The sequence below is a fragment of the Novosphingobium sp. genome (genome assembly GCF_965214355.1).
Classification (GTDB): domain Bacteria; phylum Pseudomonadota; class Alphaproteobacteria; order Sphingomonadales; family Sphingomonadaceae; genus Novosphingobium.
In genome coordinates this window covers 2,493,668-2,511,245 of sequence record NZ_CBDCBI010000002.1, presented here as the reverse complement: position 1 = coordinate 2,511,245, position 17,578 = coordinate 2,493,668, and the positions used below count along the sequence as shown (strand labels likewise).

Here is a 17,578-nt window from a genome sequence, read left to right as displayed (position 1 = left end):
GAACGGCAGTGTCGGGGCGCGGGCCTTCGGCGTCAAGCAGCGAGCGGCATATTTTGCCGGTCAGGGGCGCTGTGCAAAGCGTTTGATCACGCCCGAAAACGACAGCACCGGGCGATCGCCGGCAGAGATGATCCCGCGCGCCATCACCAGGCTGCGCCCGCCACCGGTGCGTTCGCCGCGACCGATCAGCAATTCGCCCGCCTGTGCCGGAGACAGGAATTCGCTGGTCATCGTCACGGTGACGCCGCTGATGCCTTCGCCTTGCGATGCGGCGATCATGAACAGGCTGAAGTCGGCAAATGTCATCAACGCGCCGCCATGGATCATGCCGTGCCCGTTACGATTTGTTTGGCCGGGACGAAATCCGGTGATGATTGCGCCGCCCGCTTCACGCGCGGCATAAAACGGGCCGGTCGCATCTTCGAATGGATCGTTTCCATCCCACTGGTACCAATCTGCCCATTCGTCTGCCGCGCCCCTGCGCACGGCACCGGGATAAGGTGGTTCGGGATCGAGCGTGAGGTCCGATGCGGATTTTGATGCGGACTGGATCAACCGGATATCTTTCAACTGTCACGCGGGGATGCACCGGCCGTTGGCAAACCGCACCCCGCGCGTCAAGCATCGGCGTCCCGTGTCCTGACCCCGCGCAACCCGCCAACCGGCGCAAGCTGATACACGTTGATGCAAAATGTGGCGAAACATCTTCCGAAACGGCAAATAAGTGGTTCCGTTCGGTCGGGCATTCGCTGTAGGAGATCGGCGCAGATACTCCCGGCCGGTTCATGGCTCGTTTGCCGTGTGCGTCCGAAATTCGACCAGTGGCGTATCTCACCGGGCGGATCGCGGCAGACCGGGGTTTTTTTGCGGATCGGCCGGTTTCAGCCGAAGTCTGTCCTGCTGATCCGATGTCCGTGCCATGGAGGTTTGTCCTGTCGAGTTTCAACGCTGAAGACCACTCCGGTCTTGATCACACCGGATCGGTTCCACAGGGCGCGCACACAGCTACGGGCAGGCGCCGTCCGCGTTGGCTGGCTTACGTGCTGGTCATTCTCGGCATCATCGCGGTCGGCGCGCTCGCATACTGGTTCGCCGTGGCGGGCGTGGCCAAGAATACCAAGCAGGGGCGTCAGCCGGCGCCAGTCGCGGTGGCCAAAGTCGTGCTGGTCGACATGCCCGAAACGCTCAATGCGATCGGTACGGTCACGCCGCTCGATACCGCCACGGTGCAGACGCAATTGGCGGGCAATGTCATGGCGATCCTGTTCAAGGAAGGCCAGATGGTCACCCAGGGACAGCCGATCGTGCAGATCGATCCGCGCCCTTACGCGCTGGCGCTGCAGCAGGCGCAGGGCACGCTGGCGCGAGACCAGGCATCGCTGGCGATCGCGCAGCTCGATCTGAAACGCTATGAAACCCTGTCTTCGCAGGATTCGATCGCGCGTCAGACGATGGAAGACGAACGCGGCACCGTCGCGCAATTGCAGGGCACCGTCCTGACCGATCGCGCCCAGGTCGGATCAGCGCGGCTCAATCTGCAATACACCACCATTCGCGCGCCGTTTACCGGCCGCATCGGCCTGAAGCAGGTCACCGTGGGCAACTATGTCACGCCCGCCGCGACCGGCTCTGCGAGCGGCACTGCAAGCGGCGTTGCGGTCATCACTCGCGTCGATCCGATCGATGTCGAATTCGCCGTGCCGCAGGCGCTGTTGTCCGATGTGCAGCACAAGGTCGGCAGCGGCGCCGGGCTGCCCGTGACCATTCTCGACCAGGACAACACGACCGTGCTGGCACACGGCACGTTTTCGACCTTCGACAACCAGATTGCGACCGCGACCGGCACGGTGAATGCCAAGGCACGCGTGGCCAATCCGGCGGTGAGGGCCAAGGACGGCAACACATCGCCGACGCTGTTTCCCAACCAGTTCGTCAACGCGACGATGCTGGTCAACACCTTGCACCAGGTGCCGGTCGTGCCGGTGTCGGCGCTGCGCCACGGGCCGCAGGGCGATTTCGTGTTTGTCGTGCAGGGTGATCACACCGTGAAAATCGCGATCGTGAAAACCGGGCCGAGCGATGCCGCCAACACCGCGATCCTGTCGGGCCTGCACCAGGGCCAGACGGTCGTGTCCGAAGGGGCCGATGGCCTCGACGACGGATCGACCGTGCGTCTCCCCGGTGACAAGGGCGGGGCCGATGGCAAGTCCGGCAAAGCGGGCGGTGGCCACCACAAGAAACAGGCCGGGGCTGACAGCTAGTGAGCAACGGCGACATCGTGACTGACGAACCGGCGGGTGAACTTCCGCCGGGCGGCCCTTCGCGGCCGTTCATCCTGCGTCCGGTGGCGACGACGCTGCTGATGGTGGCGCTGTTGCTCGCCGGGCTGGTCGCGTGGAAGCAATTGCCGCTGTCGGCGCTGCCCGAGGTCGATTATCCGACGATCCAGGTCAGCACGCTGTACCCGGGCGCCAGCCCCGATGTGATGGCGCTGACCGTGACCAGCCCGCTCGAACGCCAGTTCGGGCAGATGCCTGGCCTGACGCGGATGACATCATATTCGTCGTCGGGCGCTTCGGTGATCACGCTGCAATTCACGCTCGGGCTATCGCTCGATGTCGCCGAACAGGAAGTGCAGGCGTCGATCAACGCGGCCAATTCGCTATTGCCGTCGGATCTGCCCGCGCCACCGATCTACGCGAAGATCAACCCGGCCGACGCCCCGATCATGACCATCGGCGTGGCGTCGAAATCGCGCTCGCTGGGCGAAGTCGAAGGCATCGTCGAGAAACAGTTTTCCAACAAGATCGCGCAAGTAAGCGGCGTAGGGCTGATCAGCCTGTCGGCCGGACAGCGCCCGGCCGTGCGCATCGTCGCCAATGTCCAGGCGCTGGCCGCGCGCAACCTCAGTCTCGAAACCATCCGCAACGCCATTGCCAATGCCAACTCGAACGCCGCCAAGGGCAGCTTCGACGGCCAGACCAAAAGCTGGACGATCGATTCGAACGATCAGCTGAATACGTCCGACAGTTACGCCACGCTGATCGTGGCCTATGCCAATGGTCAGGCGGTGCGGCTGAAAGACATCGCTACCGTAACGTCCGGCGTTGAAAACGAGCGCACCGGCAGCTGGATGAACCAGCAGCCGGCGGTGATCATCGACGTGCAGCGCCAGCCGGGCGCCAACGTCATCGCCACGGTCGATGCGATCAAGGCGGCGCTGCCCGACCTGCAGGCGCAATTGCCCGCCGACGTCAAGGCGACCGTGCTCACCGACCGCACCGAAGGCATCCGTGCTTCGGTATCCGATGTGCAGTTCGACCTGTTGCTCGCCGTGCTGCTGGTCGTGCTGGTCATCTTCCTGTTCCTGGGCTCGGCGCGCGCCACGCTGATTGCGGCGATTTCGGTGCCGCTCAGCCTGGTCGGCGCATTTGCGGTGATGTGGGCACTGGGCTTTTCGATCAACAACCTGACGCTGATGGCACTGACGATCGCATCGGGGTTTGTCGTCGATGACGCGATCGTGGTGATCGAAAACATCCAGCGCCATATCGAAGACGGCATGAAACCGTTCGATGCCGCGCTGAGAGGCGCGAGCGAGATCGGATTCACGATCATTTCGCTGACGGTCAGCCTGATTGCGGTGCTGATCCCGCTGCTGTTCATGGCCGATGTCGTCGGGCGGCTGTTTCGCGAATTCGCGATCAGCCTGGCCGCAACGATCGTGCTGTCGGCGGTGGTTGCGCTGACCGTCGTACCCATGCTGGCGGCGCGGATGTTGCGGCCCGAGCATGAGGAGCGCCGGTTCAAGATCGTCGACAGGACGATGGGTGCGTTCGACAAACTCGCAGAGATGTACGGGCGCGGGCTCGACTGGGTGCTCGATCGGACAAAGCTGACCCTGATCGTATTTGCCGCCAGCCTGGCGATTGCCGCCCTGTTGTTCTGGGTCATCCCCAAAAACCTGTTTCCGGTGCAGGATACCGGCCAGTTGCGCGCGACGATCGTGGCCGGTTCCGATGTCAGCTTCAAGCAGATGGCGGTGCTGCAACAGGAAGTTGCCGCGCAAGTGCTCAAGAGCCCCTCGGTATTGTCGCTGTCGTCGTCGGTGGGGGTCGATGGCCAGAACGTTTCGGTCAATCAGGGCCGGATGACGATCAATCTGGCGCCGCTGGGCAATCGCCCGGGCCTGGCCGCGGTTACCGCCGATATTGCTGGCCTGGCGGGCAGGATCGCCGGGGTACAGGTCTATCTGCAACCGGTGCAGGATCTGACGATCGACACCGAAACGGGCCTGACGCCCTATCGTTTTTCGTTGAAGGGTGCCGATGCGACGCTGGTCGATACGTGGGCGGGGAAACTGGCCGAAAAGCTGAAGGACGATCCCTCGCTGATCGGCGTCAACACCGCGAGCCTGGGGCAGGGGCGGGCGGTCTATATCGATATCAACCGCGATGTCGCAGCACGGCTCGGGATGTCGGCGCTGACTGTCGACAATGCGCTATACGACGCGTTTGGACAGCGGATCATCTCGACGATCTATACCCAGTCGAGCCAGAACCGCGTCATCCTGTCGGCATCCCCGCAGATGCTCGCCGATCCGCAGGCGCTGTCGCGGTTCTATATTCCGCTGAACAACGGTACGCAGATCCCGCTTGGTACCGTGGCAACGATCCGCCTGGGCTGGGTCCCGCTCGAACTTGCGCGGCAGAACCAGTTTCCTTCCGCCACGGTCGGGTTCGACATTGCGCCGGGCGTTTCGCTGGGCAAGGCGGTCAGCTCGATCGAAAAGACGGCAGGCGAAATCGGCCTGCCGCCTGCGGTCTCGACCGATTTTTCGGGCGCGGCATCGGCGTTCCGCTCGGCGCTGTCGAACGAACTGGTCCTGGTGCTCGCCGCCATTCTCGTGGTCTACATCGTGCTGGGCGTGCTGTATGAAAGCTTCATCCACCCGATCACCATTCTCTCCACGTTGCCATCGGCGGGAGTCGGCGCGCTGATCGTGCTGCTGCTGTCGGGCTATGGGCTCGGCGTGATCGGGATTATCGGCATCGTGCTGCTGATCGGGATCGTGAAGAAGAACGCGATCATGATGATCGACTTTGCCGTCGTGGAAATGCGCGAAAAGAACCACGACCCGCGCACCGCGATGAAGAACGCCGCGCTGTTGCGGTTTCGCCCGATCATGATGACCACGTTCGCCGCGCTGTTTGCCGCGCTGCCGATGATCTTTGGCGGCGGCATGGGCTATGAACTGCGCGAACCGCTGGGCCTGGCGATCGCGGGCGGTTTGATCCTGAGCCAGGTGCTGACGCTGTTCACCACGCCGGTCATCTTCCTCAGTTTCGAAAACGCGCGCCAGCGGCGTGCCGACAAGAAGCTGGGCGCGCGGATCGATGAGGAAAATCACGCCGGCAATAACGGTCTTGAACCCGCGTGAACATTTCGGGTCCTTTCATCCGGCATCCGATCGGCACGATCCTGCTGACGTTTGGCATTGTGCTGGCCGGTATCGTCGCGTTCATCCGGCTTCCCGTGGCGCCACTGCCCAAAGTCGATATTCCCACGATCCAGGTGCAGGCCAATCTGCCCGGCGCGTCGCCGGCGACAATGGCCAGCACTGTCGCCAGCCCGCTCGAACGCAAGCTGGGCACGATTGCCGGGGTGAGCGAGATGAGCTCTCGTTCCACGCTGAGTTCGACATCGATCACGCTGCAGTTCGATCTCAACCGCGATATCGACGGCGCGGCGCGTGACGTTCAGGCGGCGATCGCGGCGGCGCGCGCCGATCTTCCGTCAACGCTGAAGACCAGCCCAACCTATCGCAAGATCAATCCGGCCGAAGCGCCGATCATGATCCTGGCGCTGACCAGCCGGTCGCGCGCCCCCGACCAGATCTATGACGCGGTGTCGAACATCGTGCAGCAAAAGCTGTTGCAGGTGCCCGGCGTCGGCAACGTCGAACTGGGCGGCGCGGCGTTGCCTTCGGTGCGGATCGAAATCAATCCCACACTGCTCGCGCGAGACGGCATCGCGATGGAAGATGTACGCACCGCGCTGCAATCGGCCAGCACCGATCGCCCGCGCGGGGTGATCGAACAGATCACCACGACCACGCAGGCGCCGGGGCATGCGCCAGTCGGTGCGCGCGGGCTCGCCTGGCAGGTCTTCAGCAACGATCCGGCGCTGACTGCCAAGGATTTTGCCCCAACGATCATCGCCTATCGCAATGGCGCTCCGGTGCGGCTGATGGATATCGGCAAAGTGATCGATGCGCCCGAAGACACGCGCACGATGGGCTTGTTCAACGGCAAGAAGGCCGTGCCGATCATCATCACGCGCCAGCCCGATGCCAATATCGTGCAGACCGTCGATGCGATCAAGGCGCAGATCCCGGGGCTGCAGGCGCTGTTGCCCGATGACATCAAGCTGGCGCTTGCGACCGATCGCACCATCACGATCCGCGCATCGCTGGCCGAGGTCGAAGTGGCGCTGCTCGTTTCGACCATTCTGGTGGTGCTGGTCGTCAGCCTGTTTTTGCAAAGCTGGCACGCGACCGTGATTCCCGCGACCGCAGTGATCGTATCGCTGCTCGGTACGCTGGGGGTAATGTACGTATCGGGGTTCCTGCTCGACAATCTGTCGCTGATGGCGCTGACGGTGGCGACGGGCTTTGTCGTCGACGATGCGATCGTGGTGGTGGAAAACATCGCGCGCCATGTCGAGGCCGGGGTCAAGCCGTTCGATGCCGCGCTGATGGGCGCGCGCGAAGTCGGGTTTACCGTGACCTCGATCTCGATCAGCCTGGTCGCGGTGTTCATCCCGCTGGTGTTCATGGGCGGTATCCTGGGGCGGCTGCTGCGCGAATTTGCGCTGACGATGACCGCAGCGGTCGCGATCAGCCTGCTGGTGTCGCTGACGCTGACGCCGATGCTTGCTTCACGCCTGCTGGAAACCGAGCACGATCGCGAACGCAATCTCGATCGCATCAGCCGGGTGATCTTCGACCGGTCGCGACGGCTGTTCGACTGGATGCACCGCAGTTATGCGCGGCAACTCGATTGGGCGCTCAACCATCGCGGGCCGGTGCTGCTGCTGCTGCTCGGTGCGGTGATCCTGAATGTCTATTGCCTGGTCATCGCGCCCAAGGGATTTCTGCCGCAACAGGATACCGGCAGCATGGCCGGCGGCTTGCGCGTCGACCAGTCGCTGTCGTTCAGGGAACTGTCGCAGAAGTTGACCCAGATCGAAAAGATCGTGCGGTCCGATCCCGCCGTGCAGACTGTCGTGGCCTTCGCCGGCGGCGGGCGTGCCGGGTCCGGGTTCATGTTCGTCAGCCTAAAACCACGCGACCAGCGCGTGCCGGTAACCGAGGTCATCCAGCGCCTGCGTCCACGGCTCGGGCGCATTCGCGGGGTCAATCTGTTCCTCAACCCAGTGCAGGATCTTCAGGTCGGCGGGCGCCAGACCACCAGCGCGTACCAGTACGTGCTTTATGCCGAATCGCCTGAAACGCTTGCCAGCGCGGGCGATCGGCTGGTCCAGGCGCTGAAGGCACAACCGGGCAAGATCAGCGATGTCGATATCGACCAGCAGGATGCGGGCGCGTCGACATTCGTCACGGTCGACCGCGACCGCGCCAGTGCCCTGGGCGTATCCACGGTAACGATCGACAACACGCTGTACGATATGTTTGGTCAGCGCGAAGTCGCCAATATCTACAAGGGGCTGAACCAGTATCACGTGGTGATGGAAGCGGACCCCGCGTTCAACGGTCGTCCCGAGATGCTTGAACATGTGTATCTCGCCGTCGGCCAGCAGATCGCACTGGCCAGGCTTGCCACTTCCGCCAATGCCTCGCTCGGCGCCAATGCGGCGCTGGGCAGCGCGATCAGCACCTCGCCTGAAAATCTGGTACCGCTGTCGACGATCGCGCACTGGAATTCGTCATCGACCAATGCCGCAGTCAGCCATTCGAACGGCGAGCCTTCGGCAACCGTCTCGTTCAACCTGCCGGCCTCGGTGTCTCTGGGACAGGCGGGGCAGTTGATCGCCGCGACAGAGGCGACGTTGCACCTGCCCGCGACCGTTCACGGCGATTTCGGCGGCACGGCCAAAGTGTTTCAGCAATCGACAGCGACGATCCCGCTGCTGATCGTGGCGGCGATCGCGACGATCTATATCGTGCTCGGCATCCTGTACGAATCCGCGATCCATCCGCTGACCGTGCTGTCGACGCTGCCCTCTGCAGGTGTCGGCGCGATCCTGGCGCTGATCGCCACAGGGGGCGAATTCGATATCATCGCGCTGATCGGGATCATCCTGCTGATCGGGATCGTCAAGAAAAACGCGATCCTGATCATCGATTTCGCGATCGAGAGCGAGCGCCTGTACAACACCCCGCCGGTCGAGGCGATCCGCGAGGCGTGCCTGTTGCGCTTCCGCCCGATCCTGATGACCACGCTGGCCGCCGCGCTTGGCGCATTGCCGCTGGCGATCGGGTTTGGCGACGGCGCGGAACTACGTCGCCCGCTGGGAATCGCCATCGTCGGCGGATTGCTGGTCAGCCAGGTGCTGACGCTGCTGACCACGCCAGTGGTATATCTGGCACTCGACAGATGGCGCCGGCGCTCGCCTTATGAACACCTGCTCGCGCGGCATAGTGGCGACGACATGCCCGGCCATTCGGCGCCGGTTAATACGTGATCGGGATAGGTGCGAATTCGATGACCAGACGTCTTGCCTTTGCCACCGCTGTTTCGGCCTTGCTCGCCGGGTGTTCGTTTGCGCCGCCGTATCACGTGCCCACCAGCGTGGCGCCGGTCGCGGCGTTCAAATCCGATCCGGGCTGGGTGCCTTCGCAGCCGTCGGACGCGGTTGCCAAAGGGGCGTGGTGGCAGCTGTTTGGCGATGACGCGCTCGACGCGCTGGAAACCAGAGTCGCGATCACCAACCAGAACCTTGCCTATTACCGCGCGAATTATGCACAAGCGCTCAGCGTCGTGCGTGTCGACCAGGCCGCACTGCTGCCCACGGTCGGCGTCACCGCAAGCGGCACGCGCACCGGCGCGATTTCGACGCACGGCCCGGCATCGAGCTCGTTCAGCGCGATCGGCACGGCCAGTTGGGAACCCGATCTGTGGGGCGCGCTGACCAACACCAAGCGCGCCGCAGCCGCCACGGCGCAGGCGACCGCCGCGCAGCTCGCCAATGCGACGCTGTCGGCGCAGGGCACGCTGGCGACCGATTATCTCGAACTGCGCGGCATCGATGCGCAGGCCGCGATGCTCGACACCACGCTCGTATCGTATCGCCGCTCCTACGACGTCACGCGCAACCAGTACAACGCCGGGCGGGTCAGTTCGGCCGATGTCGACAGCGCGCGGGTCACTCTGGCCAATGCCGAGGCGCAGCGCCGCGATTTGGATCGCCAGCGCGCCGCCGACGAAACCGCGATTGCGGTGCTGGTCGGCGAAAACCCCAGCGCCTTTACGATACCCAAGCTGGCGTGGAAGCCGGTCGTGCCCGATGTGCCGGCCGTCGTGCCGTCATCGGTGCTCGAGCGCCGGCCCGATATCGCCAATGCCGAACGGCTGGCGTCGGCGGCGAATTTCAACATCGGTGTGGAACGCGCCGCGTTTTTCCCGGCCGTGTCGCTGACCGCGCAGGCCGGATCGACTGCCGGCGCGATCGGCAGCCTGTTCGGCGCTGCGACATCGGCATGGTCGCTGGGCGCAAGCGTTGCCGAAACATTGCTCGATTTCGGCGCGCGCAATGCGCGGGTTGCCGGCGCGCGCGCAGCGTATGACGCAGCGGTCGCGACGTATCGCCAGACCGTGCTGAACGCGTTTCAGGAGGTCGAGGCCAACCTGGCGGGCGTCGCCGCGTACCGCGCCGAGCAAATGCATTATGCTGTTGCATCGCAAGCCGCCGATCGCGCGGAAAAGGTCACTTTGAACGAATATCGCGCAGGCACGGTCGATTTCACCACCGTGACGGCGGCAGAAGTGACCGCCTATCAGGCGCGCTCCGCGCTGATCCAGAACACGGTCAACCAGCAGACATCGGCCGTCGCGGTGATCGAGGCGATTGGCGGACAGTGGACCGGAACCGTCGATCTCAACCCCTCGACAAAGCCGCCCGTCGCGCAGTAGCTACGCAATAGCGCGGCTATGATCGCTTTTTCCGCTGCGAACGGTTGACGCGGGGGCATTGCGTTCGCAACCTCTGCGTCCGGCCCGTTTTGGGCCGCAAATGATTGGAATCGTATGCGCAAGCTGCTGGTGATGCTGAGTGCCATGGGGGGCGTATTCGCTCTGCCGCATGCGGCATCCGCCAGTCTTGGCGGCACCGTCGATACGATCACCACGGATCAGTCGCGGATGTCGGTGCGCATGCATGCGGTGGCACGGTCGGGCGCGGGCAATCTTCATACGCTGACGATGGCCAACGGCGGCGAAGTGCGCGAATACACCAACGCTGCCGGCACCGTCTATGCGATCCGGTGGACCGGGCCGGGCAAGCCCGATCTCGACACGTTGCTGGGCACGCATTTCGCCACGATGCAGGCCGATAATCCGGTGATCGCGCGGCGCGGCATGCGCCGGCCCCCGGGGGTCGACCGAGCCGATCTGAAAATCATGTCCGGCGGTCATGCCGGGGCGTTCTGGGGTTATGCGTGGCTGCCGCTGCTGGTGCCGCCCGGATTCGATCCGTCTTCGCTGTAAGGAATACACCCATGCGTCAGATCCTTGCAACGATGGCCCTGCTGCTGCTGGCGGCATGCAGCGGCGGCACCAGCGGTACCACTGCGGCTGCCACAACGACCACGGGGGGAGGCAGTGCGTCATCGACGACCAGCTCGTCATCGGGCGGAACGGTCACGCCGGCGACCAACACCACGCCGATCGTGATCGACGCCGGGCCCGCCGCGCTGAATGTGGGGGCGGGCGCCTATACCGCGACCAACATTCCTTATGTAACGCTCACGATCTGCGCGCCCGGATCGACCAGCAATTGCCAGACGATCGACCATGTCCTGCTCGATACCGGGTCGATCGGGCTGCGGCTGGAGGCGTCGGTGCTCAATTCGACCTTGCTGTCCGCGCTGGCGCAGCAGACCGATGCAACTGGCAACGCGGTCGGCGAATGCTATGAATACGTCGACAATTATGTGTTTGGCTCTGTGCGCACGGCCGATTTCACGATGGCGGGCGAATCGGTCGCCTCGCTGCCGCTGCAAGTGATCGGCGATACCAGCGGCGGCCTTGGCACCGTACCGCATTCGTGCTCGTCGAGCGGCGGATCGAACATGAATACCGTGCAATTGCTCGGGGCCAACGGCATCATCGGCGTCGGCAATTTTGTCACCGATTGCGGTTCGGCCTGCGTCGCGACCAATGGCTCGGGCGGCGCGATCTATTACGATTGCCCGGCCTCAGGCTGCTCGGCCGTCACCTCGCGCGCAAACAACACCAGCGCGCCGTATGAACAGGTCATCAACCCGGTCGCCGGATTTGCCACCGACAACAACGGAGTGATCGTGTCGCTGCCCGCGGTTGCGCCCGCCGGCGCGGTCACGCTGACCGGCACATTGTATTTCGGGATAGGCACACAATCGAACAACGCCCTGGGCAGTGCCAGCGTGCTGCCGACCACCAGCAATGGCTATGTGACCGCGACATACAACAAAACCGTGCTTGCCAGCAGCTTCATCGATAGTGGCAGCAACTATTACTACTTCGCCGACAGCACCATCACCGGATGCACGCAGAACGGGTATTCGGGATTCTATTGTCCGGCCACGCCGCTGTCGCTGGCCCCGACGCTGAACGGCACGAACGGAAATACAATCAGTGCGGCTTTTACACTGTATAACGCCTTTACCCAGCCCGGCGCGACCTCGAACGCGGTACCCGGCGTCGGCGCCAACCCCAACTCCCAGTCGTTTTCCAGCCCGATCAACAACAGTTTCGACTTCGGGCTGCCGTTCTTTTATGGCCGCAAGGTCTATACTGCCATTGCCGGCCGCCAGGCGGGCGGGGTGGCGGGGCCGTATTTCGCGTATTAGGATTGGTTAAGCCCCACCCGGCTCGTCATACCGGGTCAAGCCCGGTATGACGACGACAGTCGGATGATGCGGCGATCAACCCGCAAGGCGCGCCTGCACCGTATCGTGATCGTTCCACCGCGCCAGTACGGCAATCGCCTGCAGCACAGGGACCGGCCGGCTGATCAGGTAGCCCTGGATCATCAGGCAGCCTTCGGCGATCAGCGCGTCGTACTGCTCGACATCCTCGACACCTTCGGCCAGCGTTTCCATGCCGAGCGCATCGGCCAGCGCGGTGATTGCGCGCACGATCGCGCGCGCGCTGGCATCGCTGGCCAGATCCTTGACGAAGCTCTGGTCGATCTTGACCTTGTCGAACGGAAACGAGCGCAGATAGCTGAGCGAGGAATAGCCCGTGCCGAAATCATCGAGCGCGATGCGCACGCCAAGGCCGCGCAATTGCCGCAGGATATCGATCGTCGCGGCGAATTCGTTGATGAACACGCTCTCGGTGATTTCCAGTTCGAGCCGGCTAGGGCTAAGCCCTGTATGGGCCAGCGCGCTGATCACGCAGGGGATCAGTCCGGGCGCGTCGAAATGCTTCGGCGAGATATTGACCGCAACGTTGACATCGTCGGGCCAGAGCGCGGCCTGGCTGCACGCTTCGCGGATCACCCATTCGCTGATCGCGATGATCAGACCCGAATGTTCGGCAATCGGGATGAATTCGGCGGGATTGATCAGCCCGCGCTGCGGATGGTGCCAGCGCAACAGCGCCTCGAAACCCTTGATCCGGCATTCCGACGGCGAAAACAGCGGCTGAAAATGCAGCTCGAATTCGCCGTTGCGCAACGCCTCGCGCAAGTCGATTTCCAGCAGGCGGCGGCGCACGGCGGCCTCGTCCAGCGTCGCCTCAAAGAAATGATAAGTCCGTTTGCCATCGCGTTTGGCCCGGCTGAGCGCGAGTTCGGCGTGTTTGATCAAAGTCGAGCCGTCATGCGCATCGTCGGGGCATACCGCCACGCCGAAGCTGACCGATAGCGGGATCGTCTTGCCCGCGACCCGGACATCGGTAATCATTTTACGCGCGAAGTTCTCGATGTGCGAAGCGATGTCTTCATCGACATCGAGATAATCGATCAGCAACGCAAATTCGTCATTGCCGAACCGGGCAACTGTCGCGTTCGGGGCAAGCCGGGGCAGCAGCGCGCCGAAATGGCGCAGCAGCGCATCACCGACATCGTGGCCCATCGTGTCGTTGACCAGCGTAAAGTCATCGAGATCGAGCACGATGACGATTATCCGGCTCTGGCGCGCCTGACGCGCAACAGTGAGATCGAGTTTCTCTTGAAAAAACCGCCGGTTAGGCAGATTGGTCAGCCCGTCATGAAGCCAGGCGTGCGTGATGCGCCGTTCGCGTTCCTCGATCGAATCGACCATCGCGTTATAGCTCTGCGCCAGCGTCGCCAGCTCGTCGCGCCCGCGAATTTCAACGCGCGTCATTTCTCCACGCGCCATGCTGGCGGTCGCAGCGGCAAGGCGATTGAGCGGCAGCAGGATGCTGCGCGCGATGCGCGAGGCCATGAACACGCCCATCGCCAGCGCGATCAGGCTGATGCTTGCCAATGCCAGGCGCATCGATTGATAGGCATGCGCTGCGCTGGACAGCGGATAGCGCAGCGCCAGTACGGGTAGCAGCCCGGTTTGCAGCGCGGGCAAAGGCGTAACCTGAACCAGCTCCGCGCCCGATGGCGCAGACGTGCCATCGCCGGTGCGATGCCTGACCTGGCCCGGCACGGTGCCCGCCAGATCAGGCGCAAGATCGCCCGCCAGCGAAACTTGCGCGTCGACCGGGATGGCGGACAGGCGCGCATATTGCGACAACACATGCTGATCCAGCGGCCGCGCGAGCACCAGCCAGCCGGCCAGATCCGGCATTTCAATCCGGGCGGCAGCGCCGAGCGACAACGTTTTGCCCACCATGATCACGCCGCCATCGGCGCCATTGTTCAACGCGGCAAGCACGCGGCGGCCGTCGATCGCCTGAATACCGGTACCCGGGCTGGCGGTGATCCTGCCATCAAGCCCGACCACCAGCGCAGTCTGCGCGTGGGCGCGGATGGCAAGGCTGGTCAACGCCGAGCCGAGCGTGCCATGATCGCCGCTGGCAAAGGCGGCACGAAATCCGAAATCGCGCGCGACCACTTCGCCTGCGACGCGCAACTCGTTCTCCTGCGCAGACAGGTTGCGCTGAAACACCTTTGATCCCGCGATCAGGTCGCGCTCGGCCACCGATGAGGCATAGAGCCGCAAGCCGTAGTCGGCGACGCCGACCGTCAGCGCCATCACGATGATCAGCAAACTGGTAATGCTGAGCGATACGCGCCCCTGCAGGCTGCTGCGGTAATCGCGCGCCCGGCGGAGCCAGGCGCTCAGCCGGATCATGATAGCCCGGTCCGCCATGTCAGCGGGTCGCGATCGTGACGCGTGTGGCCCGATCTTCGGCAACGGCCAGCATGCCGTGCCATTCACCCTCTGCCCCGCGGCCCAGCGGATGCCAGATCGTCACAGGATACGTGCCCGCGGCCAGATTGGCGATGTCGGCCATGCCGTTCACATCGCTGATCGCGGCATAGGGCGTCGTGGTGACGCGGATATAGCCGCGCATCTGATCGTGAATGTGGCAGCCGAGCGCGATCGAACCTGGCACGGAGAACTCGTGCGACCGCGTTTCGTCGTGGCCATAAAGATCGATCTGAAACCGGCCGGCCTTTGAAAAGCTGTAGATGCTGTGGCGCACGGTATCGAGATTGGGAAAAGCGACCGTCGTGCCGGCGGGCACCAGCAACGTGCCGGGCAGAAAGGCGATGTTGCGCTGCGCCATGCCATAGCGCGGAGCAAACGCGACCGGGCGGCTGTCGCCTGCCGGGCGCGCGATTTCCACTACTGCGCCCTGCATCGGCAGCCCGCGCTGATCAACGACCTGAAACGCCAGGTGGTGCGGCGCTGTTGCCGAGGTAAGCGCAAGGAGCCCGGCGGCACACAGCGCACGTTTGGGTATAAACAAGGGAGATGCTGATTGCATGGCTTCCACGGATACCTTCCACCTGTTAAAAAATGTCTTAATACCGATATTTCTGCCGAAATAGGCGCGTTGTATCGGGACTGGACGGATTGCCGGTAAATCTTCGTATTCGCGGTTAATATCCTGGAAACGATGTTGAATTAACCATCGACAGGAAATTCTTCGACGAGGCCGTCCTTTGCCGCGCTTGTTGTGCATCAGACCATTGCTGGTTTTTACCGCCCTGATCGCGATGGTCGCCGGCGGTCTGCCCGCTTGTGCCCAACCGGCCGACGCGCCGCCACAGGCTATTGCGGATGTCCCTGCCGCATACGATAGTCCGGGGCCGTCGCGGGGAAAGCTTTTCAATGATGACAAATTGTTGCTGACGAATGGTGTGACAACGGTCGAAGGGTCCGCTGGCGGCGGGCTGTCGAGCTGGGCCGTCATTCCGGGAATGGAAACCGATCACGGGGTCGGCATTTCGGCGTTCGTTACCGGGTTGTCGCTGCGCGATTTCAGGCTGGAGGCACACGGTATCGCGATCGGCATCAGGAATCGCCTGGCGCTGAGCTATGCGCGCCAGAATTTCAACACATTGAGCGCGGGCACCGCGCTGGGGCTCGGCCATGGCTATACGTTCCGGCAGGATGTCACGGCGGCAAAGCTGCGGCTGTTTGGCGACGCAGTCTATGGCCCGGCGTGGCTGCCGCAAGTGTCGGTCGGCGCTGAATTCAAACACAATCTCAATGGTGCAGTGGTGCGGCTGGTCGGCGCAAGACAATCCGCCGGCACCGATTTCACTGCCAGCGCGACCAAATTGATGTTGGGCCAGAGCGTGCTGATCGACACGACATTCCGCCTGACCAAGGCCAACCAGTTTGGTCTGCTCGGCTTTGGTGGTGACCGGCGCGCGGGCCGGCGCGCCGAATTTGAAGGCGCGCTGGGCTATCAGCTATCGCGTACGCTGGTCGTGGGCGGCGAAGTGCGCACGCGGCCCGACAACCTGGGGTTTGCGCGCGAGACCGGTGCCCATGACCTGTTCGTTGCGTGGTCGCCGCAACGCCACGTTACCGTGACCGGCGCTTTCGTCGATATCGGCCCGGTGGCAACATTGCGACCTCAACGCGGCGCCTATCTGTCGCTGCAGATCACGACGTGAAAGGCATGGCAGTGGTTTGCATATCAAGGTTTTGCGCGGTCGCGGCGCTCGCGCTGGCGATTTTTGCGGCGGAGCCGCTTTTTGCCGAACCATCTCCCGCCACGACCGCAGCGCAGCCACAGGGCGATGTCGACTGGTTCAAGGAATTCGGCGTCGAAAAACCGAAACGCGATCCCGTCACCGGCGAACTGCCGGTCGCGCCCTATACGCAGGCCGACGCCAACGCCGGTGCAGCGCCGTTCGCAGGGGCGGGCATGGCGCGCGCCTTTGGCGGCCAGGACGGCATCCGGCAACTTGCCGACCGCTTCGTCGCTATCGCCATTGCCGATCCGCGCATCAAGGGCGTGTTCGCAACGTCGGACCTGGTGCGCCTGCGCCGCACGCTCGATGAACAATTCTGTTATATCCTGAACGCGGGCTGCCATTATTCGGGCCGGGACATGGAGCAGGCGCACAAGCAGCTGGGGATCATGACCGGCGAGATGAACGCGCTGGTCGAGGATCTGCAGGCCGCGATGCGCGAGCGCCACATTCCGTTCGCCGCGCAAAACCGCTTTCTGGCCAAGCTGGCGCCGATGAAGAAAGACGTCGTGCGCCGCTGACGCCTATTGAAAATGCAGCGTGTTTTCGAACCCCAGATTGGCCTTGGTCATTTTGGCGAGCTTGCGCAAATTGGCGCGAACATGCCGCTCGAACCGGCGATCGTCGTGTATGCCCGTCGCCAGATAGTCGTCCTGGGCAAGCAGATGCTTGATACGAGCGGCAAAAGCGGCCTGTTCACTTGCGGCGCTCCTGACCGCACGGCAGGTCCATTCTTCGGCCGCGGCCTCGTCATAATCGTCGCGCGCCTCATATCCGCGCTTGTCGGCCCGCGTCTGATCGCCCGCCGCTGCAACGATCCTGCTTTCCAGCCAGGTCAGCACCAGCGCGCTGTCCCACGGTTTGGCCGCAGCATCGGTCATCGCCTAGTTTCCGTCTGCGTCGACGGTGAACACCACCGGTTTGCCCCGCGACTCAGGGTCCCACCCGGCCAGCAGCGCCGCGCGGATGCCGCGCGCGACGACGGCGTCGCCGATTTGCAGACGGCCGCGCTGCAAACCTTTCATCAGGCGCCTGGGCGGGGGAAATTCCAGCATCGCCTCGCGCTGCGTGCCCTGGCGGACCAGCGCCACGGCCATGCCCATCCAGCCTTCGGCTTCGCGCCACAGCGGCTCGCGCCGCAGTTCCCAATCGTATTGAAAGCCGTCGACAGCGACGGTCCCGGCAAGCCTGTGGGTGTTTAGCATGGGACGCCGCCTAGCAC

General features: G+C 63.6%; 13 protein-coding genes. 8 read left to right on the top strand and 5 right to left on the bottom strand.

What is annotated here, in order from left to right:
• Window positions 1–60 precede the first annotated feature (60 nt).
• Window positions 61–555, bottom strand: a complete 495-nt coding sequence (locus ACOOE2_RS11780) for a PaaI family thioesterase (protein ID WP_420383194.1) — start codon at window positions 553–555, stop codon at window positions 61–63.
• A 485-nt stretch (window positions 556–1,040) separates the two neighbouring features.
• Between ACOOE2_RS11780 and ACOOE2_RS11775 the strand changes: the two genes are divergently transcribed.
• The 6 genes from ACOOE2_RS11775 (at window position 1,041) to ACOOE2_RS11750 (ending at window position 12,070) form a co-directional block, all read left to right on the top strand.
• Window positions 1,041–2,261, top strand: coding sequence for an efflux RND transporter periplasmic adaptor subunit (locus ACOOE2_RS11775; RefSeq protein WP_420383193.1), 1,221 nt, complete (start codon window positions 1,041–1,043; stop codon window positions 2,259–2,261).
• 17 nt (window positions 2,262–2,278) lie between these two features.
• Window positions 2,279–5,440: an efflux RND transporter permease subunit gene (locus ACOOE2_RS11770; RefSeq protein ID WP_420383192.1), complete on the top strand. Its 3,162-nt coding sequence runs from the start codon at window positions 2,279–2,281 to the stop codon at window positions 5,438–5,440.
• Window positions 5,437–8,706, top strand: a complete 3,270-nt coding sequence (locus tag ACOOE2_RS11765; protein WP_420383191.1) for an efflux RND transporter permease subunit — start codon at window positions 5,437–5,439, stop codon at window positions 8,704–8,706. The genes ACOOE2_RS11770 and ACOOE2_RS11765 overlap by 4 nt, the downstream gene beginning before the upstream one ends.
• A 20-nt stretch (window positions 8,707–8,726) precedes the next feature.
• Complete coding sequence (locus ACOOE2_RS11760; protein WP_420383190.1) at window positions 8,727–10,154, top strand: efflux transporter outer membrane subunit; 1,428 nt, start codon at window positions 8,727–8,729, stop codon at window positions 10,152–10,154.
• A gap of 114 nt (window positions 10,155–10,268) precedes the next feature.
• Window positions 10,269–10,727 carry a DUF2844 domain-containing protein gene (locus ACOOE2_RS11755; protein ID WP_420383189.1) on the top strand — a complete coding sequence of 153 codons (459 nt, stop codon included), beginning with the start codon at window positions 10,269–10,271 and terminating at the stop codon, window positions 10,725–10,727.
• Window positions 10,728–10,738: 11 nt separating this feature from the next.
• A complete protein-coding gene (locus ACOOE2_RS11750) occupies window positions 10,739–12,070 on the top strand; it encodes a DUF3443 family protein (protein WP_420383188.1) in 1,332 nt (443 codons plus the stop codon).
• Window positions 12,071–12,145: 75 nt separating this feature from the next.
• On the opposite strand, the gene ACOOE2_RS11745 is transcribed toward ACOOE2_RS11750, so the two are convergent.
• Complete coding sequence (locus ACOOE2_RS11745; RefSeq protein WP_420383187.1) at window positions 12,146–14,494, bottom strand: putative bifunctional diguanylate cyclase/phosphodiesterase; 2,349 nt, start codon at window positions 14,492–14,494, stop codon at window positions 12,146–12,148.
• Between the two features lie 19 nt (window positions 14,495–14,513).
• Window positions 14,514–15,116, bottom strand: coding sequence for a methylamine utilization protein (locus ACOOE2_RS11740; RefSeq protein WP_420383186.1), 603 nt, complete (start codon window positions 15,114–15,116; stop codon window positions 14,514–14,516).
• A gap of 379 nt (window positions 15,117–15,495) precedes the next feature.
• On the opposite strand from ACOOE2_RS11740, the gene ACOOE2_RS11735 reads away from it, so the two are divergent.
• Together ACOOE2_RS11735 and ACOOE2_RS11730 are read left to right on the top strand one after the other, a co-directional pair.
• Window positions 15,496–16,275: a DUF3034 family protein gene (locus tag ACOOE2_RS11735; RefSeq protein ID WP_420383185.1), complete on the top strand. Its 780-nt coding sequence runs from the start codon at window positions 15,496–15,498 to the stop codon at window positions 16,273–16,275.
• Between the two features lie 5 nt (window positions 16,276–16,280).
• Window positions 16,281–16,877: a group I truncated hemoglobin gene (locus ACOOE2_RS11730; RefSeq protein WP_420383184.1), complete on the top strand. Its 597-nt coding sequence runs from the start codon at window positions 16,281–16,283 to the stop codon at window positions 16,875–16,877.
• Between the two features lie 3 nt (window positions 16,878–16,880).
• On the opposite strand, the gene ACOOE2_RS11725 is transcribed toward ACOOE2_RS11730, so the two are convergent.
• Together ACOOE2_RS11725 and ACOOE2_RS11720 are read right to left on the bottom strand one after the other, a co-directional pair.
• Entirely contained in the window at window positions 16,881–17,237 is a 357-nt protein-coding gene (locus ACOOE2_RS11725; protein WP_420383183.1) for a hypothetical protein, read from the bottom strand.
• A gap of 3 nt (window positions 17,238–17,240) precedes the next feature.
• Window positions 17,241–17,561, bottom strand: a complete 321-nt coding sequence (locus tag ACOOE2_RS11720) for a hypothetical protein (RefSeq protein ID WP_420383182.1) — start codon at window positions 17,559–17,561, stop codon at window positions 17,241–17,243.
• Window positions 17,562–17,578: the final 17 nt, after the last annotated feature.

Excerpts from the sequence above, each read along its gene's own strand:
- ACOOE2_RS11760 (WP_420383190.1), top strand. The coding sequence starts at position 8,727 with ATGACCAGACGTCTTGCCTTTGCCACCGCTGTTTCGGCCTTGCTCGCC.
- ACOOE2_RS11755 (WP_420383189.1), top strand. The coding sequence starts at position 10,269 with ATGCGCAAGCTGCTGGTGATGCTGAGTGCCATGGGGGGCGTATTCGCT.
- ACOOE2_RS11750 (WP_420383188.1), top strand. The coding sequence starts at position 10,739 with ATGCGTCAGATCCTTGCAACGATGGCCCTGCTGCTGCTGGCGGCATGC.
- ACOOE2_RS11745 (WP_420383187.1), bottom strand. The coding sequence starts at position 14,494 with ATGATCCGGCTGAGCGCCTGGCTCCGCCGGGCGCGCGATTACCGCAGC.
- ACOOE2_RS11730 (WP_420383184.1), top strand. The coding sequence starts at position 16,281 with ATGGCAGTGGTTTGCATATCAAGGTTTTGCGCGGTCGCGGCGCTCGCG.
- ACOOE2_RS11725 (WP_420383183.1), bottom strand. The coding sequence starts at position 17,237 with ATGACCGATGCTGCGGCCAAACCGTGGGACAGCGCGCTGGTGCTGACC.
- ACOOE2_RS11720 (WP_420383182.1), bottom strand. The coding sequence starts at position 17,561 with ATGCTAAACACCCACAGGCTTGCCGGGACCGTCGCTGTCGACGGCTTT.